Origin of the sequence: Tardiphaga sp. 768_D3_N2_1 (assembly GCF_052076105.1) — a bacterium.
Classification (GTDB): domain Bacteria; phylum Pseudomonadota; class Alphaproteobacteria; order Rhizobiales; family Xanthobacteraceae; genus Tardiphaga.
On the sequence record NZ_CP197245.1, the window covers coordinates 1153620 to 1173245 of the forward strand.

General features: G+C 60.8%; 26 protein-coding genes and 1 riboswitch. Of the genes, 7 read left to right on the plus strand and 19 right to left on the minus strand.

The features are described 5' to 3' along the window. Positions 1–33: 33 nt before the first annotated feature. Together AB8A27_RS05315 and AB8A27_RS05320 are read right to left on the minus strand one after the other, a co-directional pair. Positions 34–330 carry a hypothetical protein gene (locus AB8A27_RS05315; protein ID WP_092150925.1) on the minus strand — a complete coding sequence of 99 codons (297 nt, stop codon included), beginning with the start codon at positions 328–330 and terminating at the stop codon, positions 34–36. Between the two features lie 257 nt (positions 331–587). Beyond that, on the minus strand, positions 588–914 hold the full coding sequence (locus tag AB8A27_RS05320) for a hypothetical protein (protein ID WP_441241006.1): 327 nt from the start codon (positions 912–914) through the stop codon (positions 588–590). Between the two features lie 377 nt (positions 915–1291). Here AB8A27_RS05320 and AB8A27_RS05325 point away from each other — a divergent pair, with 377 nt between their 5' ends. Both AB8A27_RS05325 and bfr read left to right on the plus strand, forming a co-directional pair. Then, complete coding sequence (locus tag AB8A27_RS05325; protein ID WP_092150932.1) at positions 1292–1579, plus strand: (2Fe-2S)-binding protein; 288 nt, start codon at positions 1292–1294, stop codon at positions 1577–1579. Positions 1580–1727: 148 nt separating this feature from the next. Then, positions 1728–2213 carry a bacterioferritin gene (gene bfr / locus AB8A27_RS05330; protein WP_092150935.1) on the plus strand — a complete coding sequence of 162 codons (486 nt, stop codon included), beginning with the start codon at positions 1728–1730 and terminating at the stop codon, positions 2211–2213. A 21-nt stretch (positions 2214–2234) separates the two neighbouring features. On the opposite strand, the gene AB8A27_RS05335 is transcribed toward bfr, so the two are convergent. The 4 genes from AB8A27_RS05335 to AB8A27_RS05350 all read right to left on the minus strand — a co-directional run bounded on the left by AB8A27_RS05335 (position 2235) and on the right by AB8A27_RS05350 (position 4633). Continuing rightward, the gene (locus tag AB8A27_RS05335) at positions 2235–2825 is read right to left on the minus strand and encodes a hypothetical protein (RefSeq protein WP_441241007.1); all 591 of its coding nucleotides are present in this window, start codon (positions 2823–2825) and stop codon (positions 2235–2237) included. 119 nt (positions 2826–2944) lie between these two features. After that, positions 2945–3550, minus strand: coding sequence for an MSMEG_1061 family FMN-dependent PPOX-type flavoprotein (locus AB8A27_RS05340; protein WP_092150938.1), 606 nt, complete (start codon positions 3548–3550; stop codon positions 2945–2947). A gap of 337 nt (positions 3551–3887) precedes the next feature. Then, positions 3888–4133, minus strand: coding sequence for a DUF2188 domain-containing protein (locus AB8A27_RS05345; protein ID WP_092150944.1), 246 nt, complete (start codon positions 4131–4133; stop codon positions 3888–3890). Positions 4134–4279: 146 nt separating this feature from the next. Then, positions 4280–4633, minus strand: a complete 354-nt coding sequence (locus tag AB8A27_RS05350) for a hypothetical protein (RefSeq protein ID WP_441241008.1) — start codon at positions 4631–4633, stop codon at positions 4280–4282. Between the two features lie 255 nt (positions 4634–4888). On the opposite strand from AB8A27_RS05350, the gene AB8A27_RS05355 reads away from it, so the two are divergent. Next, a complete protein-coding gene (locus AB8A27_RS05355; protein ID WP_441244832.1) occupies positions 4889–5953 on the plus strand; it encodes an alpha/beta fold hydrolase in 1065 nt (354 codons plus the stop codon). A 51-nt stretch (positions 5954–6004) separates the two neighbouring features. Here AB8A27_RS05355 and AB8A27_RS05360 read toward each other — a convergent pair whose 3' ends face one another. Next, the gene (locus tag AB8A27_RS05360; RefSeq protein ID WP_441241009.1) at positions 6005–6610 is read right to left on the minus strand and encodes a collagen-like protein; all 606 of its coding nucleotides are present in this window, start codon (positions 6608–6610) and stop codon (positions 6005–6007) included. A 199-nt stretch (positions 6611–6809) separates the two neighbouring features. Between AB8A27_RS05360 and AB8A27_RS05365 the strand changes: the two genes are divergently transcribed. Next, positions 6810–7313, plus strand: coding sequence for a DUF2380 domain-containing protein (locus AB8A27_RS05365; protein ID WP_441241010.1), 504 nt, complete (start codon positions 6810–6812; stop codon positions 7311–7313). A 6-nt stretch (positions 7314–7319) separates the two neighbouring features. Here the strand turns inward: AB8A27_RS05365 and AB8A27_RS05370 are convergent, their stop codons facing one another. Further along, complete coding sequence (locus AB8A27_RS05370; RefSeq protein ID WP_441241011.1) at positions 7320–7700, minus strand: RidA family protein; 381 nt, start codon at positions 7698–7700, stop codon at positions 7320–7322. 138 nt (positions 7701–7838) lie between these two features. Between AB8A27_RS05370 and AB8A27_RS05375 the strand changes: the two genes are divergently transcribed. Beyond that, on the plus strand, positions 7839–8189 hold the full coding sequence (locus AB8A27_RS05375; RefSeq protein WP_441241012.1) for a hypothetical protein: 351 nt from the start codon (positions 7839–7841) through the stop codon (positions 8187–8189). A gap of 7 nt (positions 8190–8196) precedes the next feature. Here the strand turns inward: AB8A27_RS05375 and AB8A27_RS05380 are convergent, their stop codons facing one another. From AB8A27_RS05380 to AB8A27_RS05400, 5 genes are all read right to left on the minus strand, one after another. Continuing rightward, positions 8197–8478: a helix-turn-helix domain-containing protein gene (locus tag AB8A27_RS05380; RefSeq protein WP_441241013.1), complete on the minus strand. Its 282-nt coding sequence runs from the start codon at positions 8476–8478 to the stop codon at positions 8197–8199. 218 nt (positions 8479–8696) lie between these two features. Continuing rightward, a complete protein-coding gene (locus tag AB8A27_RS05385) occupies positions 8697–9629 on the minus strand; it encodes a YiiG family protein (protein ID WP_441241014.1) in 933 nt (310 codons plus the stop codon). Positions 9630–9788: 159 nt separating this feature from the next. Next, on the minus strand, positions 9789–10229 hold the full coding sequence (locus AB8A27_RS05390) for a DUF6691 family protein (RefSeq protein ID WP_441241015.1): 441 nt from the start codon (positions 10227–10229) through the stop codon (positions 9789–9791). 4 nt (positions 10230–10233) lie between these two features. Next, positions 10234–10659, minus strand: a complete 426-nt coding sequence (locus AB8A27_RS05395; protein ID WP_441241016.1) for a YeeE/YedE family protein — start codon at positions 10657–10659, stop codon at positions 10234–10236. A gap of 45 nt (positions 10660–10704) precedes the next feature. Then, positions 10705–10917: a hypothetical protein gene (locus tag AB8A27_RS05400; RefSeq protein ID WP_441241017.1), complete on the minus strand. Its 213-nt coding sequence runs from the start codon at positions 10915–10917 to the stop codon at positions 10705–10707. A gap of 341 nt (positions 10918–11258) precedes the next feature. On the opposite strand from AB8A27_RS05400, the gene AB8A27_RS05405 reads away from it, so the two are divergent. Further along, a complete protein-coding gene (locus AB8A27_RS05405) occupies positions 11259–12524 on the plus strand; it encodes a toll/interleukin-1 receptor domain-containing protein (RefSeq protein WP_441241018.1) in 1266 nt (421 codons plus the stop codon). 130 nt (positions 12525–12654) lie between these two features. Here the strand turns inward: AB8A27_RS05405 and thiC are convergent, their stop codons facing one another. The 6 genes from thiC to AB8A27_RS05435 all read right to left on the minus strand — a co-directional run bounded on the left by thiC (position 12655) and on the right by AB8A27_RS05435 (position 17919). Further along, on the minus strand, positions 12655–14583 hold the full coding sequence (gene thiC, locus AB8A27_RS05410) for a phosphomethylpyrimidine synthase ThiC (RefSeq protein ID WP_441241019.1): 1929 nt from the start codon (positions 14581–14583) through the stop codon (positions 12655–12657). A gap of 23 nt (positions 14584–14606) precedes the next feature. Further along, positions 14607–15221 (minus strand): thiamine phosphate synthase, encoded by a 615-nt coding sequence (locus AB8A27_RS05415; RefSeq protein WP_441241020.1) that lies wholly within the window; start codon positions 15219–15221, stop codon positions 14607–14609. Continuing rightward, positions 15208–15990, minus strand: coding sequence for a thiazole synthase (locus AB8A27_RS05420; RefSeq protein ID WP_441241021.1), 783 nt, complete (start codon positions 15988–15990; stop codon positions 15208–15210). The genes AB8A27_RS05415 and AB8A27_RS05420 overlap by 14 nt, the downstream gene beginning before the upstream one ends. A gap of 6 nt (positions 15991–15996) precedes the next feature. After that, on the minus strand, positions 15997–16194 hold the full coding sequence (thiS, locus tag AB8A27_RS05425) for a sulfur carrier protein ThiS (RefSeq protein ID WP_441241022.1): 198 nt from the start codon (positions 16192–16194) through the stop codon (positions 15997–15999). After that, entirely contained in the window at positions 16185–17222 is a 1038-nt protein-coding gene (locus AB8A27_RS05430; RefSeq protein ID WP_441241023.1) for an FAD-dependent oxidoreductase, read from the minus strand. The genes thiS and AB8A27_RS05430 overlap by 10 nt, the downstream gene beginning before the upstream one ends. Then, positions 17210–17351, minus strand: a riboswitch (TPP riboswitch). It overlaps the preceding gene by 13 nt. A gap of 61 nt (positions 17352–17412) precedes the next feature. Beyond that, positions 17413–17919, minus strand: a complete 507-nt coding sequence (locus tag AB8A27_RS05435; protein ID WP_441241024.1) for a transglycosylase SLT domain-containing protein — start codon at positions 17917–17919, stop codon at positions 17413–17415. Between the two features lie 218 nt (positions 17920–18137). Here AB8A27_RS05435 and AB8A27_RS05440 point away from each other — a divergent pair, with 218 nt between their 5' ends. Beyond that, a complete protein-coding gene (locus AB8A27_RS05440; protein ID WP_441241025.1) occupies positions 18138–19625 on the plus strand; it encodes a hypothetical protein in 1488 nt (495 codons plus the stop codon). Position 19626: the final 1 nt, after the last annotated feature.

The following is a 19626-nucleotide window of genomic DNA, read 5'->3' on the forward strand; positions in this document are numbered from 1 at the left end:
GCTTTCGAATTTTGGATCGCGAGGTCGTTGCGATTAGTCGCAAACCTCGACCGGGCGCGAACGCCAGATGCCGCGATATTCGTCCCAGACGCGCTGACGGACAATGCGGCAGGCCGGTTCGACATACACCGGAGCGGGGGCGTAGCCGTAGCCATAGGCCGGAGCCGGACGGCTGGCTGCAATGGCGCCACCGAGGAGAGCGCCACCGATCAGGCCACCGGCAACGCCAGCGGCGATGCGGCCACCATCGGCCTTTGCGGCAGGCGCAACAGCAACCAGCGAACCGGCAACCGTCGCGGCGGCGAGCAAGGCGGAAATCGTCTTCTTCATCTCAGGTCTCTCCAGAAGGGCGTCGCAAGCGACGCGCGGTTAAAAGGTTTACTCACGCTGCGCTTCGAATCGGCGGTCTCACTTAGAAAAGCGCCCAACCGTCAATTCGATGTAAACGTTAGCCAGTCAGTGGCCCGAAAAAGCGGTTTTTTCGGGCCATTGCAAGCATCACGCACTGGAAATGTCGTAGGTTTCCGATGCGTGAAAAGAGATCAGAGTGATCTCGGCGATCACATGATCCCGGAGATCGTACGATCTCATCCGCACACGCGGACGCGGCGAATGCGCCAGCCATAGCCGTCCCAGAAACGCTGACGTTGCCAGAAGCAGTCGCCGTAATAGCCCGGGCCAGCCACATAGGCGGGGCGGCCGTAATAGCCGTAGCCAGAACCGTAATAGCCGGGACCATAGTATCCCGAACCGGCAGCGATCGCGCCGCCAAGCAGGGCGCCGCCAATCAGACCTGCAGCCACCGCGCCACCGCCGCCATGTCCGTGCCAGTGCTGCGCGCTCGCCGATGTAGGGGCCATGGCGGAAACGGCCAGGGTGGCAACAGCGGCAATGGCCATCAGAGTTTTCTTCATGGCATTCCCTTTCTCAATCGGCTTCGCTCACAAATAGCGCTGCCTGCCGCGAAAAGTTTCATACTTCACTTGAATGATCAATGAACGGGACCGCGCGATCTAGGTTACATCTTGATCTTAAAGCCATTCGGGACCGAGGTCCTTGACCCTCCCCAGGACATGCCGCGTTACAGACGGTTGCCGGATAGGGGCATTTAGCGGCTAGCCGCCTTCTGGTCGCGGCGTTTGCGAGGCCTGGACGTATTTTAGATTCGTTCCAATTTCTCCCATGGGATCAGTAGTTTGGAATAGCTTCAAAATCGGTGTTTTCCTTTTGCATCGCGTCGGCCTCTTACATATCCAAGAGGAGTCCTGACCTGCGAGTTCGCCTTCATCTCATGATCGTTTGTTCCTGCAACGTCTTTTCCGACCATGATGTCCGTAGTGCCGTTGCCGGAGCGCGTCCGCCGCGTACGCCGGGGCAGGTCTATGGATGCCTCGGTTGCAGCGCTCAGTGCGGTCGGTGCGTACGGACGATCAAGAAGATCATGGACGAGGCGCTGGGTGCCTGTGCCAAGTCCTGCTGTGCCGGCTGCCCGCATACGGCGGCCCATGGGCAGTCTCACACCGAGACGCATGCGCATGTCGAACTGGCGGATATTGCCTCGATCGAAGCGGCAGCCTAAGCACTTATAAATTCAACAGCTTCCCTGCTTTTCCACGCTCCTTGCCGAATTAGGCAAAGGGGGTTGTTCTGGTGCTGAATCTGACTTAGAAAGATTCTAAGTTTAGATGGGGCCTGTTTCGGACGGGTTCGGCAGACAGGAGAACATCATGAAGGGCGACCCGAAGGTCATCGAATTCCTCAATAAGGGCCTGCGCAGTGAGCTCACAGCGATCAGCCAGTATTGGCTGCACTTCCGGCTCCTGAATCACTGGGGCTTGGTCGACATGGCCAAGATGTGGCGCAAGGAATCCATTGAAGAGATGAATCACGCGGATCGTTTTACCGACCGCATTCTCTTCCTGGACGGCTTCCCGAACATGCAGGTTCTCGATCCGTTGCGCATCGGCCAGACGGTCAAGGAAATCATCGAATGCGATCTGGCGGCCGAAATCGGCGCCCGCACGCTTTATGAAGAAGCGGCCACCTATTGCCACGGCGTCAAGGATTACGTCTCGCGCGATCTGTTCGAGCAACTGATGAAGGACGAGGAAGGTCACATCGACTTCCTCGAAACCCAGCTCGATCTGATCGAGCGGATCGGCATCGATCTCTACACCCAGAAGCACATGGGCGGCCTCGAGAGCGAGTTCTAAGCCCGCATTCTCTGCGGCGTCTCAATAGACGCCGGACAATGTCGTCCGCCCCTGTTCCGGCAGGGGCGGTTTAGGCATGTCGCATTTCGAGAATGCCGAGCGGATCGCCGCAGCGGATCCCTCCAGCGGATATTCGACGGCCGTTCGGCCCCCGTTGATCGACCTGATCCGGACATACAACGTCTTCGAACCGGCAAGCTCGCCCACGAAGGTTGCGATCTCTGCCCTGTCTTCAATGACGATGATCTGATTTCCCCGCACAACCCGCGAGCCGACGTCGTCGTGACCAGGCTTTCCATCGAATCGATAGCCCAGCACAGTGTTGCGGCTGCTGCCGATCTTGAAATCAAAGGCGAAGCGGATCAGTGGCGCACCATCGATGCATGTCAGCAGCAATGACGAGACGCGCGGAAAATCCAAATTGCTGTTTGACGCTTCGGCAAAGACATAGGCGCTCGGTAGCTCGGCCCCGGTAATGCGGTCGATCTGGTGCGGGATCAGCCATTCGCCTGCAGAGGTTTCGCCCAGTTCCGTCACGAATGGATCGCGTATGCAGCCGCCAAGGATGAGGCTCGCGACCGTCATCAGCTGGATCAACGCAACGCCACGCACAACGCTCTCCCCAAGCGTTGCCATTATACAACCTTAAGATGAATGTTTCAACGGCGGTTGTTGCGGGCCGCTGGCGGCCTTGTGGCCCGGATCCTTTGATCGGATGGCGGATCCTGCAACTACAGTTGCTGGCGATAGGCGACGTCGATCTGTTCCTGCGTCATCGGCTCACCAAGCTTGGTCTGATCATGCACCATCTCGGAGATGCTTGGCATCACCGAGCGCTTCACCTGTACTTCGGGCGACCACAGCTTCGAACGCATCAGCGCCTTGCCGCAATGGAAATAGGCTTCGGTCACTGTGATGCTCAGCACCGCGCGCGGGAGCTTGCCGAATTCTTCCATCGACGCCATCAGTTCCGGGTCCTTAATCAGCTTGGCGACGCCACTGACACGTAAGGTGTCGTCGATGCCCGGAACGAAGAAGATCAGCTGCACATGGCCGCTGCCTGCCATCAGATTCTGAAACGTATCGATGCGGTTGTTGCCAGGACGATCCGGCATCTGCAGCTCGGTCGGCGAGGCAATCCGAACGAAGCCGACGCCGCCACCGCGCGGTGAGGCGTCGACGGTGCCGTCGGGGCCCGAGGAGGCCAGCACGCAGAACGGGGACAGCGAGATGAATTTGCTGGAATGCATGTCGAGCGTCGGTCGCGCCTTGGCGATCACGCGCGGATGCGGTGTTGGATAAATGGTGCGGAGTTCGTCTGCTGCGACGTCAGTCACGTCTGCCCTCCCGATATGATCTGATCATGCAAAACTAGCATGGTGGCGCATTGCGGAACAGTCGCGCAGGCAGCACCGCAACCGACGCCGGAGTCACCACATGACTCTGTAGCGTATGTTGTTTGCCGATTTGGCCCGTTCGCGATGAGGTCGCGGCGTCTTTGTATCGCCAGGGCCAGAGGATGACATCTTCAAAGATGCCGGTGGCGATGACGAGTTCACGCGCGAAGGGCAGGCGAGCGTGATCAGCAACAACTTCTCCGGCACGGCGAGATGCGGCAATGCCGGCGCCGTTGGATGCGTTGATGTCAGTTGGATCACTCACCTGTCTTCGCGATCAGGCCTTATCGATGATGTGGGTATTGGGACGATCGCTGCCCGAGGCGGTTTCCTCGTGCCACTGTCCTTTTTCGTCCTCATAGGAAATCACCTCGGTGCGTCCCGGTACCCTCTGCTCGGCAGCGGCGCGTTTGGCGGCTGCGGTGGCGAGAGCGTGCGTCGCATACGGCTCGGAGAAGACGGCGCCAACCTTGTAGGCCCAACCGCCATCATGCTCGACGATCACATAGGTCACTTCCGTCATATCGGTCTCTCTTTATCCTGTAGTGCCCGTGGCGAGGCGAGGGCGTGGCCAGAGTGACCTGACGCACCGCGCACAGAATGCCTCAACTAGGGCCCGATTGCCTGCGGATTGCAAGGCCGCACCCTGGCACCGTTTCGTGATCGTGATCACACGGCGTCAGCCGGAACGAAACAGCTGATGATGACCACGCCGCGGTGATGCACGTACCACACCACGGCCTCGCCGACCGGATTACCGCGATCGCGGATCACGGCACGTGTCGGCACCTCCATCCATACGCCCTCAATCGGCACCCAATAGGCGCCGTTGCGGACGTCATATTCGGTGCGATGACCGTCCGAGATATCGCAGCACGGCACGCCATTGGGACTGATGACGCTCTTGAACCAGGCCCGGATATCGTCGGGTACATCGTTGAACTGTCCGCGATCGATGGCGTGAGCGGTCGTCGCCATCACGGTGAGCGCTGCCAGCAGCGCAATCTGCATCAATCCCCGCATGCGAACCTCACATCGGTTTTGCATCACGCGCGGACGCCGGGTGCCGCACGGGACGACTCGGATTCTTGCGACGATTAAGCCCGAGCTATGGCTGTCATGCCTGCCCAAAAAATATGCCCGGAGCGACGAACTGGGGATCGCTGCGCTGCAGTATCGATCCGATGGTCTCCTGGCCCGTGCCGCCGTGCTAGCATTTGTACCAAGCAGCCCGATCAAATGGCTGCGCCGGGGAGGATGACGATGCCCAGCCGTTCGATGCGCGCATTATGCGCTGCTGCCGTTGTGACATGTGCTTCGCTTGCTGCCGTTACGGCGTTCGCCGCCGATTATCCTGCGCCAAAGCAGGGCGATTGGATCGCGAAGGATTTCAAGTTTCACACCGGCCATGTGATGCCGGAGTTGAAGCTGCATTACACGACGGTGGGTGAGCCGAGCGGCCAGCCGGTGCTGGTGCTGCATGGCACCGGCGGTTCGGCGCTCAACATGTTGACGCCTGCTTTTGCGGGCGAGATGTTCGGCGCGGGCCAGCCGCTCGATGCCACAAAATACTACATCATCATTCCCGATGCGCTCGGCCACGGCAAATCGTCGAAACCCTCTGACGGAATGAAAACCGCATTTCCGAAATACAATTACGACGATATGGTCGATGCCCAGCACCGGCTTCTGATTGAAGGGCTCGGCATCAAGCATGTGCGGATGGTGATCGGCAACTCCATGGGCGGCATGCATGCCTGGATCTGGGGCACCAAATATCCTGATGTAATGGACATCCTGGTGCCGATGGCGTCGCAACCGACCGAGATGAGTGCGCGCAATTGGATGATGCGGCGCATGATGATCGAGACCGTGCGCGCCGATCCGGATTACAAGGCCGGCCACTACACATCGCAGCCTGGCATGATCAAATATGCCAGCGTGATGTATGGCGTCGCGACAGCCGGCGGCACGCTGGCCTATCAGATGCTGGCGCCGACTGGCGAGACTGCCGACAGGAATGTCGATGACCGGCTCAAGGCGCCGTTTGTCGCCGATGCAAATGATTTCATCTATCAGTGGGAATCGTCGCGCGACTACAATCCATCGGCAGGCCTGGAAAAGATCGCGTCCGTCGTGCTCGCGATCAACGCTGCTGATGACGAGCGCAATCCGCCGGAGACCGGATTGATGGATGCCGCGCTGAAGCGGATCAAAAATGCGAAACTGCTGCTGATTCCTGCAAGCACCGAGACCCGCGGTCATCTCACCACGGGTGGTGCGAAATTCTACAAGCAGCAACTGCAAGAGTTGCTGCAGACCGCGCCGCAGCGGACCATGTAGGCGAGGGCAGGACGGCACGGACCATGTCCGTGCCGCTTCAACGACGACGCGTCAGTCGTCCTTGTTCTTGTGTTTGCGCTTCTTCTTTTTCTTCTCGCCGTCATTGTCGTCGGCCGGTTCGTCGGTTGCAGCAGTGTCGGCTTCGATCAGCGCAGCGACGCGCTCGACAACTTCCTGCTGCTGCTCGAGCCGCAGGGCTTCCTCGCGCTCCTGCGCTTCGCGTGCGCGCATCTGGCGGTGGTCTTCCCAGGCATCGAACACCATGTGCAGCCACGGCATGATCTGCTCGAGGGTCGGCAGCGTGCCGGGAGGACCTTGCTCGCCGCGCGGCCCGGCTTCACCCTGCACACCGGGCTTGCCCTGAAGGCCCTGTTCACCCCGTGGTCCCTGCGGCCCGGCCTTGCCCTGCGGTCCGATCGGACCCGGCTTGCCGTCGGCGCCAGCCTTTCCGTTGATGCCAGCCTTGCCCTGCAACCCGGTTTCGCCGCGCTTGCCCTGCGGTCCCGGCTTGCCATTGGCGCCGGCCTTGCCGGCCGCGCCCGGCTTGCCCTGCGCACCTTCCGGCCCCGGCCGTCCGGGATGGCCCTGCGGTCCGGGAAGCCCCGGCTCGCCGCGGGGGCCGCGCAATCCGGTTTGGCTGATCGTATCTTTTGCCACGCCTCACACTCCGTATTGATTCTGTCCGGCCGCTTTTAACAGGGGATGGATGACGGCTTCAATTCACCGCTGCCGCCATGCCACCACAGACATTGCCCGTTGCGCTTCACCACATGCGGACTAGCATCGGCTGTCGCTTGACCTGCGGGTATTCGCGGCAGTTTGGCGTGGCGGCGAACAGACGATCAGGGAGGAGAACATGCGGAGAGGGCGGATCCTGTGGTTGCTGTGCGGCGCTGCGGCGTTGCTGGGGACACCTGCGCCGGCAGCGGCTGCCGGGCAGCTCGCTGTCGCGGTGGCCGATTTCGATTATAGCGACACCTCAGGCGAGGAGGCCGACCAGTCCGCGCAGCATCGCGAGCGCATGACCATCTTCGCTGCACTCCTGCGCGACGGGCTGGCGCAGCGCGACTACCGCGTGGTGCGCCCGGCCTGTCCGCAGCCCGCCTGCACGGCCGTCAGCATGGCGCCCGACGATCTCGTCGCCGCAGCGCGCCGCGACGGTGCGCGTTACCTGGTCTATGGCGGCATCCGCAAGATGAGTACGCTGGTGCAATGGGGCGAGGTGCAGTTGTTCGATGTCGAGCGCGAGCAACTGGTGATGCGCCGCGCCGTCACCTTTCGCGGCGATACCGACACAGCGTTCCGCCGTGCCGCCGATTTCGTCAGCGAGACGGTGAAGGATGCGATGGCCGGCCGATGAGCGCCCTCACGGTAGCGAAGCCACACACTCGATCTCGATCAGCATCGCCGGATTGGGCAGCGCCTGAACCACGCAAGTGGTGCGCGCCGGATACGGCGGTGGTCCGAAGGCTTCGGCATACAGAGCATTCATCGGAGCCACGTCGGACGCGCGCGTCAGCAGAACGTTGACCTTGACGAGGTGCGAGATGTCGGTGCCGGCATCCTTCAGCACCCGTTTGATCGTGCGCACCACAAATCCGAACTGCGCCTCGAATTGTTGCGGCAATTGACCATCGGCGTCGAAGCCGGGAATGCCGGAGACGAACAGGAGATCGCCGACCCGCGCCGCATAGGACAGCGGCGGCGCCTTGATTCCGGGAGGGGGCGGGAAGTGCTGGATGGGCATGATCAGGCCTCGCGCTCATGTGTGACGGGCCAGCGTAGCAGGTCTACGCAAGGTGCGCCCGCGAATTGCCGAGCCCTGTCGAACCGGAACGGGATCCGCGGCGACTTACGCTCTCATCAGGGCGACGGGCGACGACATATGAAATCAGTTCTGGCGCTGCTGGCTTTGTTGGCCTTCATGAGCGCAGCGCATGCCGGCGAGATACGCCCCGGCGCATCCATGCAGGTGAAACCGGATTCGATCTGGTTCGGGGATCGCGCGAAGCTGGCGCGATGGCAGGCACTGAAGAAGGGCGGCGCTTCAAAAGCGCTGGCGTCGTATCAGGACGGCCTGCTGCGGGCGCGCGAGGCATGGCAATTCGCCAGGCCGCTCACTGTCAAAATCCGCGGCTTTGAGCCGAAGGCGCATCTGGTCGATGTCGAGATGCAGACCGAAGGCCGGTTGCAGGGCTCCACATGGGTGCTGGATACCAGCGCGCTCCTGCGATAGCCATCAGCTATCCATGCGCCGGCACGTCGACGCCATCGGCCGAATACTGCCTGATCTTGTTGCGCATGGTCCGGACGGAGACGCCGAGCACGCGGGCGGCGTGGGTGCGGTTACCGTCGCAACGCGCCAGTGTCTGCAGCATCAGTTCGCGTTCGACCTCATGAACGGTCGCGCCGATCAGCATCGTCACGACCTCGCTGGGGTCAGATGCAGGCGCGAGCAAATCGGATGCCCTGGAAGCGTCGTCGCGCGGGTCATCGAGGCAATCGTGAAGGAACTGGTCTGACATCGGTATCTCCCGATCAACGCCTGCCTCGTCGCGCGAAGCAACAACATCGAGAACGAACAGCCCCAGCCGTTACGTTGCGGCAGGGTGGGCGCGATTGGTTAACGAAGGGTTAATGCGTGGGTACCATTGGATGTACCGCCGGAGCTTTACAACAAAAAATCGTTTTGTCAGCTTCGGCGCCTTGAACCCGGCATTTCGATAAGCGCGCAGGACGCGCACTAGATCCTGGAGCCCCGGTTATAGGCGTCGATCAGGTGGTTATAGTCCCGCAAGAGCCGCTGCGGCGAGCCCTCGACCATCCAGCCGCTATTGGCATTGATCATCATCTTGTCGCCGGTGGAGTAGGGCACCTTGTCGCGGATGCGGCGCATCAACTGCTTGCCGGTGACGAGCACCGACTTTGCGCTGCTGATATACATCGACCCGACCTTTGCGTCGGCGTCGGCGCTGGCCGCTTCTTCGAGGGATTTCACGGTGGCCTCATAGGCTGCGAGCGCTTTGGTGATCGCCTCGATATCGAGCCTGTCGGTGTCCTGCGCGCGGAACAGGCGCTGCGCATCGATCATCACCGCCTCGACATAATAGCGCGCCTTGCGGCCCTCCCTGGCCTCGATGGCGGCGAGCTCTTCCACCTTGCGCCTGTCGTTGATCGCTTCGGTCGCGGTACGCAGGGTCTTGTCGGCGGCTGCGAATGCATCCCAGGCGGCGACGAGGCGCGGATGCAGCGCCCGGCCCTTGGCCATCCTGTCGTCCTTGTAATTCTCCTGCGTGTAATATTCGTCCGCTTCCTTCAGCAGCGGCTCCAGCGCGCTCGCCGTGCTCGCATACGCTGATGCCGCGGCCTCCAGCGCCGCATCATGCGGCTCCATCGCATTGGCCGCTTCGACATTCTTCTTGCAGTCCGCACTGCCGGAGATCTTGTAGACCCCGTAGATGATCCGCTCCTTGCCGGTCGGGCCGGATTTGGGCGCCCAGCTGAAGTAGCGCGTCCGCGAGTCCAGTGCGCGTTCCGATAGGTCATTGACGCAGCCGACATAGGCGTTGAGCTTTTCGGTGGCGATGGAGGATTGCGCAGAGGCGGGGGTGGTACCTGCCGAGATCATGACGAATGCCGCGCCGGCGGCTGCAGTGAATGCGCGAAAAGAAATCATCGATCAGGTCTCCAGCACATTGAGATGGCATGCCTTGTGATGTCGGTGAGGATAGGGGAGTGGTGCGAGCACAGCCAGTGATCGCCGCCCATAGTGCCATGCCGCGGGTACAGCATTGGTCGCTTTCAAGGTTACGATTGGTTCAGGCCGTTACCCGATCTACGCTTTCTCGGTCTGTCGCATGAGCGTGCGTGTGCTCCATGCATCGTGACCGAGCATGCCCACCGCCATTGCGACAACGAACACAATCACCGGAAGGCCGAGCCCCGCGAGATTGACCAGCGCGGGGCCAGGACAGAGTCCTACGAGGCCCCAGCCGATCCCGAACAGCGTGGCCCCGACGACGAGTGGCGTGTCGACGTCCTTGCGTGTCGGCCACAGGTTCGTTGCGGCAAGGACAGGTGCGCCGCGCCGCCGCGCCAGTGCGAAGCCAAGACCGGTGACCGCGACGGCGCCGGCCATCACGAAAGCCAGCGTCGCGTCCCACGCCCCGAAGATATCGAGGAAGCCGAGTACTTTCCCGGTGTCCGTCATGCCCGAGATCAGGAGACCGATGCCGAACACGAGGCCGCAAGCAAAGCTGACGAAAACAAGTGGCATTGCATCAGCCTCCGATACCGTGACGCACGACGGCGACCGTGGCGATCGCTGCGGCCATGAAGATCGCTGTGGCGACGATTGAACGTGCTGACAGGCGTGCGATACCGCATACGCCATGGCCGGATGTGCAGCCGCCGCCCATGCGGCTGCCGAAACCGACCAGAAGCCCGGCAATAACGATGACGATCAGGCTCGCCGGCATCGCCGGTGCTGGCAATGGTATGCCCGAAAGCGAAGCGAGCAGGGGCGCCGCCAGAAGTCCGGCGACGAAGGCGATGCGCCAGCCGCGATCGCCGGCACCGGGCTGGAGTAGCCCCCCGAAAATGCCGCTGATCCCGGCGATGCGTCCGGTCAGCAGCATCAGCATGGAGGCAGCGAGCCCGATCAGCGCGCCGCCGAGAAGACCAGAAAGAGGCGTGAGGTGATGCATGATTCTGGCCTCCGCGGATTGTGTCGTCGTTCAGTGATGATGTTATCACACTGCTGCGGAGATCTTGTAGAGCCCGTAGATCCGTTCCGTGTCGGGTGCGCCGGATTTCGGCGCCCAGCTGAACTGGCGCGTCCGCGTGTCAAGTGCGCGTTCCGAGAGACTGCTGACGCAGCCGACACAGGCGTTGAGCTTTTCGGTGGCGGTGGCGGTGGCGGTGGAGGATTGCGCAGCGGCGCGCTCGCTGCTGATGGATGTCAAAGCCACTGCCGCACCGGCAGCAACAACGAATGCGCGAAAGAAATCATGGATCAGGTCTCCAACGCCGAGGCATGCTTCGTAACGGCGGCGAAGATAGGGGAGAGGGGTAGGCGCAGCCAGTGAGTGGCGTGCATGGCGTTATGCCGTTGTTACGATATTGGCTATGCCCTTTATATGTTGTGTCAGGAGAGAGGAAAAAGGACGATGTGTGAGCACAATGAAGAAAATTGAAATGTTACCTCGCCGATCGGGACTATGTTTTCCGTTCGATCTTCGAAGTATAATTTCAAATGCGCCGTTGATCTCCCGGATTGCGGCTATGCTGAATAGAAAGAGGGGCAATGCCAAAGCGTTTCGATGCATTCATAAGTCATGCGAGCGAAGACAAGGAGACGTTTGTCCGGCCGTTAGCTGAATTCTTGAAAAATGCAGGAGTTGAGATTTGGTACGATGAGTTCTCATTGAAGGTCGGAGATAGCCTCTCGCGCTCCATAGATAAAGGGCTCTCTCGCAGCAAGTTCGGCGTAGTCGTGTTGTCCGAAGCGTTTCTCAAAAAGCGTTGGACAGAATATGAGTTGAGTGGCCTTGTCGCCAAAGAAATAAATGGGCGGAAGTCGATTGTGCCTGTGTGGCTCAATATTTCGAAGAAGGACGTGATAAAGTTTAGTCCAACACTTGCTGATAAATTCTCTTTGATGGCAGATAAGAGTTCGATCGAGGCGGTCGCATTTAAGATTATTGAGATAGTCAAGCCGGAGTTATTTTCGCGGGTGAATCAGCGCCTTGCCGTAATGGAAATATCACGCTCTGGGCGAGCTGCAGATGTAGACATTAACGCAATAAAATTGGCTCCGCTTCGGCATGCCAAACTATCGTCCGAGCTTACTTCCAGAATTAGATTGATCCGTGCCGCGCTTCTGGAGGTGAAGCCAACGTCTATGGCCGCTTGGGTTGATGGATTTCGGCGGGATACTACGCCGGAGACTGAAGTTGCGATCTGGGAACGTATAGCCTCAATCTATCTCGAGCACAGCTACGGCAAGCCAAAGTCGGTTCGAAAAAATATCTATGAGGAAGTGCTGCGATTTGTCAATTTCGGAAGATTGGAAGGGGTTTCCGATGAAATTTTTAAAAGAGCATCGAGTCTGTCCCCCATCGAAGGGAAAGAAGTAGAGCGATACTCCATTAGCTCCGAAAATATGCTCGCGACCGACGAAGAGGAAATGAAGCTTTCGAACAAAAAGTCAAGCGTGACCCATGGAGTTCCTAGCGAAGTCTTGGTCAAGCTACGAATTGACGAGCTTAGTGTGATGGCCAAAGCGAACGCGCTCGTAAAGGTCGATATCTTTGAGCTGCAGCACGAGGAGGTCAGGAAGATTTTGGCGGAGGCAGGCGCTCTGATTGGGAGGGATAAACGAACCGGGGGCCATGCAATATTTTACGGGCGTGAAACATTAAATGAATTTAGTCGTCGGAACGACAAGGTGGCCTTTCCTCGGCCTATTGTCGAAATCTCATATGATAATTCGAGCGATCAGCTCGAATTTCTGATTGCGGCAGTGATCACTCTCAAAGGTGGTTGTTGTTATGGAGATTGCTCGGATTGATTCGAGGCTAAGGAGAATAATTGTCACTATACTTGATGCTTAAGCGAGTGGGAGAGGCGGTTTGGTTTAGTTGTTTTCGAATAGAGGAAAAGGCGGCGTTGTGATTGGACAATGCCGCCTTTTCTATTTCCTACAGCGCCTTGTTACTATCCTTCACTGCCTGCGCCTGGACATAGACCTGCTCGCCCATGTCCTTGAACTTCTGGCTCATGCTGGCCATGCCGTCCTCGATCACGCCTGACATCGACATGCCCATGGACGCCTTGCCGCCGAGCGAGAGCGCGGCCTTCTCATTGTCGCCGAGCGTCGCCGCATAGTCGCGGACATCCTGCGTGATCTTCATCGAGCAGAATTTCGGTCCGCACATCGAGCAGAAATGCGCGACCTTGTGGGCTTCCTTCGGCAGCGTCTCGTCGTGATAGGCGACGGCGGTTTCCGGGTCCAGGCCGAGATTGAACTGGTCCTGCCAACGGAAGTCGAAGCGCGCGCGTGACAGCGCGTCGTCGCGGAGCTGCGCGGCGGGGTGGCCCTTAGCGAGATCCGAGGCATGCGCCGAGATCTTGTAGGTGATCACGCCCACTTTCACGTCGTCGCGGTTGGGCAGGCCGAGATGCTCCTTCGGCGTCACATAACAAAGCATCGAACAGCCGAACCAGCCGATCATGGCGGCGCCGATGCCCGAGGTGATGTGGTCGTAGCCCGGAGCAATGTCGGTGGTCAGCGGCCCCAAGGTGTAGAACGGCGCTTCGCCGCATTCCTTGAGCTGCTTATCCATGTTGATCTTGATCTTGTGCAGCGGCACATGGCCGGGGCCTTCGATCATCACCTGGCAGCCCTTCGCCCATGCCACCTTGGTGAGTTCGCCGAGTGTCTCCAGTTCGGCGAATTGCGCGCGGTCGTTGGCATCCGCGATCGAGCCGGGGCGCAACCCGTCGCCGAGCGAGAACGAGACGTCATACTTGCGCATGAGATCGCAGATCTCGTCGAAGTGGGTGTAGAGGAAGCTCTCCTTGTGATGCGCGAGGCACCACTTGGCCATGATCGAGCCGCCGCGCGAGACGATGCCGGTGACGCGGTTGGCGGTGAGGTGGATATATTGCAGGCGCACGCCGGCATGGATGGTGAAGTAGTCCACGCCCTGTTCGCACTGCTCGATCAGCGTGTCCTTGTAGAGCTCCCAGGTCAGCTTGACCGGATCGCCGTCGCACTTTTCCAATGCCTGATAGATCGGCACGGTGCCGATCGGGATCGGTGCATTGCGCAGGATCCATTCGCGGGTGGTGTGGATGTTGCGGCCCGTGGAGAGGTCCATCACGGTGTCGGCGCCCCAGCGGATCGCCCACACCATTTTGTCGACTTCCTCCTCGACCGATGAGGTCACGGCGGAGTTGCCGATATTGGCGTTGATCTTGGTGAGGAAGTTGCGGCCGATGATCATCGGCTCCAACTCGGCGTGGTTGATGTTGCAGGGGATGATCGCGCGGCCGCGGGCGATCTCCGAGCGCACGAATTCCGGCGTGATGAACAGCGGCACTTCGGCGCCGAAGGATTCGCCGTCGGCGCGCGCGGCTTCGGCGCGCTCGAGCTGCTGCTTGCGGCCGAGATTCTCGCGCTCGGCGACGTAGATCATTTCTTTGGTGATGATGCCGGCGCGGGCGAATTCATACTGGGTGATCATGTGATCACCGACGCCGCGCAGCGGCTTGTGATAGGCCTTGAACGATTTCGCGGCATGGGCTGCGCCGACATTGCCGTTGTCTTCCGGCTTGATCGCGCGCCCCTCATATTCCTCGACGCCGCCGCGCTCCTTGACCCAGTCGAGGCGCGTACGTGCGAGGCCGTTATTGACGTCGATCAGCACGTTCGGATCGGTATAGGGGCCTGAGGTGTCGTAGACCGGCAGGTTCGGCTCGCCGGCGCCTTCCGACAAAATGATCTCGCGCAAAGGCACGCGCAGGTCGGGCGCCGCGTCCGGGATCGCGTAGAATTTTTTCGACGACGGCAGGCTGCCTGTGGTGACAGCGGGCAGGGTGGTGTCGGGATTGGAGCGGATGTTCATGGACGATCCTCCGTTGGGATTGGCTATTGGGCTATTTGTTGTGCGGAAAGGCCGAGCCATTGCCGCACGCGGGCATCCGGATCGGAATTCTGGGTGACGTCGCTGACGACGGCGATGGAGTCGGCGCCGGCGGCGAAAATCTCGGCGGCGTGTTCGAACTTGATGCCGCCGATGGCGACCAGCGGAATGTCGCCGACGCGCCTCTTCCAGACCGAAATCTTCGGAATGCCCTGCGGCGAGAAGCGCATGGACTTCAGCGTCGTGAAGAAGATCGGCCCGAGCGCGACGTAATCCGGCTTGGCGCGCAATGCGGTTTCAAGTTCTTCCTCGTCATGCGTCGACAGGCCGAGCGTGATGCCGGCCTTCTTGATGGCCGCGACATCGGCGTCAGCAAGGTCTTCCTGGCCGAGATGCAGATGCTGCGCCTTGAGGTCGATGGCGACGCGCCAGTAATCGTTCACGACCAGCTTGGTGTTAGTGCCGCTGGTGACAGCCAAGGCCTCGCGAAACAGTGTCGTCGCAGCCGCGTCATCGAGATCCTTGGCGCGCAGTTGCACGGTGCCGACGCCCAGCGCGGTAAGGCGCTTGACCCAGGCAACGCTGTCGACGACGGGATAGAAACGGTCAGGATACGGCATGCCAGAACGGTGTCCCGATGACTGGAGTGGAAGGAGAAGCGAAATCGCGCGCGCCCATCAGTCCCGCCTCGAAGCCGGTGCGGCCGGCCTCGACGGCGAGGCGGAAGGCATTGGCCATGGCGACGGGATCGGCGGCCTTGGCGACCGCGGTGTTGAGCAGCACGGCGTCGTAGCCGAGTTCGAGCGCTTCGGCCGCATGCGATGGCGCCCCTAAACCGGCATCGACCACCAGCGTGATATCGGGCAGGCGGTCGCGCAGCAGCTTCAGCGCGTCGCGATTGATGATGCCGCGCGCCGAGCCGATCGGCGCGGCCCATGGCATCACCACCTTGCAGCCGGCATCGACGAGGCGCATCGCAACGCTCAAGTCCTCGGTGCAATAGGGGAACACCTCGAAACCGTCCTTGATCAGGATATCGGCGGCTTCGACGAGGCCGATCACATCTGGCTGCAGTGTGTCATTGTCCGCGATCACTTCGAGTTTGATCCAGGAGGTGCCGAACAATTCGCGTGCGAGCTTCGCCGTGGTCACCGCTTCGCGCACGCTGCGGCAGCCCGCAGTATTCGGCAGCACGGTGACGTCGAGCTCGCGGATCAATGACCAGAACGCATCACCAGTCTTGCCGCCGGCAGATTCGCGCCGCAGCGAGACGGTAACGATGCCGGCACCGGACGCACGGATCGCGTCCTGCATGATCGCGGGCGATGGGTACAGCGCCGAGCCGATCAGCAGGCGGGATTGGAATTCCTTGCCGTAAAAACTCACCATCGGGAATTAGCCTCCCTGCCGTGGCGTGATGATTTCGATCTCGTCGCCGGGTTTCAGCGGCGTCTGCGCCCAGGCGCTGCGCGGCACGACGTCGAAATTCACAGCGATGGCGCAATGCGTGCCTTCGTAGTCCAGTTCCTGCAGCAGTGCGTCGACATGCGACGCCTCGATCTCGCGGTGCTCGCCATTGACGATCACTTGCATTGCATCACCTCGTTGTCGATCATGCCACGCTCGATGTAGTTGAGCGTCAGCTCCGCCAGCGCAGGCGCCAGCAGGAAGCCGTGGCGATAGAGGCCGTTCACCGCGATCGTGTTCTTCTCGATCGCAATCCGCGGCAGGTTGTCAGGGAAAGCCGGGCGCAGGCCCGAACCGAATTCAAGGATGCGCGCTTCGGCAAAGGCCGGATGCACAGCATAGGCGGCGCCGAGCAGCTCCAGCGCCGAGCGAACGCTGACGCCCGAGCCTTCGTTCTCGATCGACGTCGCGCCGAGCATGAAGCGGTTGTTCGCGCGCGGGATCACATAAAGCGGCCAGCGCGGATGCATCAGGCGGATCGGGCGCGACAGTTGCACCTCATCGGTCTCGATGATGATGATCTCGCCCTTGACGCCGCGCAGCTTCGAGGCCTCGTCCTGCTCGCGCGCATAAAGGCCGCGGCAGTCGATCACCAGACCATCGAGGTCTTCGGCCTTCGCCTCGCAATTGTATTTGATGACGCCGCCGGCTTCGGTGATGCGCCGATGCAGTTCGGGCAGAACGAGCCGCGGCTCCACATGGCCTTCGCCGGGATAAAACAGCCCGTCGCGAAACCGGCCTTCGAGCGAAGGCTCGATCTCGGCGATGCCAGCCGCATCGAGCCGCGTATGGCCGGAGGTCATTTTCGCAAAGCGCTCGAAATCGGCGCGGTCGCGCGCATGCGCGATCACCAGCGAGCCGTTGAACGGCGTATCGGGCAATTCCTCGCGCCACAAATCGAGCGCGCGCAGGCCCAATCGTGACACCACGGGCTCGGAGACTTCGGCCTCGCACCACGGCGCCAGCATGCCGCCGCCCCAATGTGTGGTGGATTCGCGCATCTCGGCATTGTCGCGCTCATAGAGCGTGACGGCGTGACCGGCCTTGGCCAGCATCAACGCCTGCCATGCGCCGGCAATGCCAGCGCCAATGATTGATATCGATTGATCCGCCACGGGAGAGTCCCCGCGCGGAGATTGCGTAGTCTGAAACATCCCTGTCCCTTCGCCGGCATGACCCGGATCAGGTTCAAAGGGTCACCGCGGTCTCGCGCGTCTCTTCAGGATGAAGAGTGCAAGCTTGCGGTATCTCAGCTCCTCGTCGGAGCCCCCCTCGGAACGACTCTAATGTAAACTTATGAGTGGGCGTGTCAACGCGCCCCGGGAATCACCGGATCACGCACAATTACGGCTTCGGAGCCTGCGCGTTGGCATCGGCCGCGTTCTGCAGGTGCAGGCGCTCGGCATCCTTGGCGAAGATCGGCTGATGCGGCGGTGCGGAAATTTCACGGCGCTGGCGTTTGGCGGCATAGTAGTAGCCACCGGCATAGTAGGACACTGCGCGGTTGTGATTGCCATTCGCCGCACGGTAGGCACCAGCGAGATATTTCACCGCGTAAGTGAGATTGGTGTTGGGATCGCGGAGGCCTTCGGCGGTGCCGGTGTAGCCAACGCCGCGCGCGGTCGCGAGCTTGATCTGCATCAGGCCGATGGTGCCGCCGCGGCCAATCAGATTGGGGTGATACTTGCTCTCGCGCACGATCACGCGATGTACCAGCGCTTCAGGCACGCCATTGGCTTGAGCATGGGTGGCAACCATGGCGTCATAGTCGGCGCGCTGCTGCGCGGATGCCAGTTGCGGAAGCGCGGCAACAGTCAGAATCGTCGCCAGGTACAGAGAAATACGTTTCATGAATGGTCTCGAAAACTTCGTTCTCCGCCAGTAGCGGAGGCAGTCTTTCAGACGGCCTAAACCATCCGATTCAATTATCCGGGATTAGGGCTCGAATTGAGTCTTTCTGTAGGCCAGATTCGCCAGTTCCGCCCGATATTTACCCCAAATTATGCCCTGTCGTGGTTTGCTGCGGTATTCCAGCGCTTTTCTTGCGGTTTTCCAGGGGCATGCCGAGCATGACGATGTCCGCCACCCATCCCGTCGTAACCCGCAAGACGATGCACGGGCTGCTCCCGCTTTGGGCGGGAATCGCGGTCTATGCGCTGCTGCTGGCGGCGGGCAAGGCGCTGCTCAATGATCCCGACACCTATTGGCAGATCGCAATAGGGCAGTGGATTCTCGATCACCACGCGGTGCCGCAGACCGACATCTATTCCTTCACGATGCGAGGCCAGCCATGGATCTCCACGCAGTGGCTGGCGCAGGTGATCTATGCGCTGGTCTATGGTGTGGCCGGCTGGACCGGCCCCGTGGTGCTTGGCGCGGGCGCTGTTGCCGTGACCATCGCGATGCTGACACGGTTTCTCGACAAACGGCTGCCGACTACGGCAACGCTGGTACTGGTTGCCACGGCGCTGGCGCTGATGGCGGGACATCTGGTAGCGCGGCCGCATCTGCTGGCGATGCCGGTGATGGTGGCCTGGGTCGCCGGTCTCGTGAATGCGATGGATCGCAAGAGCGCACCATCCTTCTGGCTGCTGCCGCTGATGGCGCTATGGGCCAACCTCCACGGCGGCTTCATTCTCGGATTGGCGCTGATCGGTCCAATCGGCATCGACGCGATCTGGCATGCACCGAAGGCGATGCAGCGCGCGCTGCTGCTGCGCTGGGTTGTGTTCGGCATCGCCGCACTCGCTGCAAGTTGCGTGACGCCCTATGGCTGGGACTCGCTGCTGGCGTCGCGTCGCATTCTCAATCTCGGTGAAGCGCTCGCGCTGATCGGCGAATGGCGGCCTGCGAATTTCGATCATGCCGGGCCTCTGGAACTGACCGTGCTGGTGGCGTTCGCGCTGGCGCTATGGCGCGGCATCACGCTGCCGCCGATGCGCGTCGTGCTGGTGATCGGCTTCGTGTTCATGGCTCTCAGCCATGTGCGCAATGCCGAGGTATTGGCGCTGCTGGCGCCGCTGGTCCTGGCGACGCCGCTTGGCTTGCAGATAGGTGGACCGCAGCGGCCAGAGGCCGATCATGTATCGCCGCCGCGGCATCTGCTGTTCGCGGGGATCGCGATCTGTCTGATCGCCGGGACATTCGTATTGGCGTCCATACAGCGCTACATGCCGCGAGACGCTGCTGCGCCCGCAAAGGCCGTGACTGAACTTCGGAAACTCAATCTCAGCCGTGTTTTCAACGATTACGACTTCGGCGGCTATCTGATCGCGCGTGGCGTGCCGACCTTCATCGATGGCCGTACCGAATTGTTCGGGACGAAGCTGATGGTCGACCACAACAATGCCAGCGGCCTGATCGAACCTGACAATCTGTTCCGGCTGCTGAAGGACTACGACATCGAAGCGACCTTGCTGCGAACCCAGAGCGCGGCGACCAAGCTGCTCGATCGCGTGGAAGGCTGGGAGAAGGTCTATAGCGATGACATCGCCACGATCCATCTGCGCAAGCTGGGTGCGGTCCACAGCATCGCGCCCGCGGTGAAGGCGAATTGAG